The sequence below is a fragment of the Neisseria sp. P0019.S002 genome (assembly GCF_051957155.1).
Taxonomy (GTDB): Bacteria; Pseudomonadota; Gammaproteobacteria; order Burkholderiales; family Neisseriaceae; genus Neisseria; species Neisseria perflava.
In genome coordinates this window covers 1-446 of sequence record NZ_JBQCWS010000142.1, presented here as the reverse complement: position 1 = coordinate 446, position 446 = coordinate 1, and the positions used below count along the sequence as shown (strand labels likewise).

The following is a 446-nucleotide window of genomic DNA, read 5'->3' as shown; positions in this document are numbered from 1 at the left end:
CAGCACCACCGTACTGATCAATACGGGCATCAACATGTGTTTCACCGTCCACATGAAATCCACGCCCTTCAAGAAGCCCAAAAACAGCGGAGGATCGCCCAACGGCGTCAGTCCACCGCCGATATTTGCCACCAAAAAAATAAAGAATATAACGACATGCACCTTATTCTTGCGGTAATGATTTGCCTTCAGCAGCGGACGAATCATCAGCATTGCCGCACCGGTCGTCCCCATAAAGGAAGCCATCACCGTCCCCGCCGCCAGCAGCCCGGTATTCAGCGCAGGCGTACCATTGAGCTTACCCCAAACCAAAATCCCGCCCGAAATTGTATATAAAGCCAAAAGCAGCAGGATAAACTGGATATATTCCTCAACCAGCGCATGGGCAACCGTATGCACACCCGCCCCGAAACCGAACACAACGGCGAACGGAACCAAAAACAGCA

1 protein-coding gene is annotated in these 446 nt (G+C 52.0%); it reads right to left on the bottom strand.

What is annotated here, in order from left to right:
- A partial coding sequence (locus tag ACTHTY_RS11990) for a sodium:proton antiporter (RefSeq protein WP_440367856.1) occupies window positions 1-446 on the bottom strand: 446 nt, incomplete at both ends.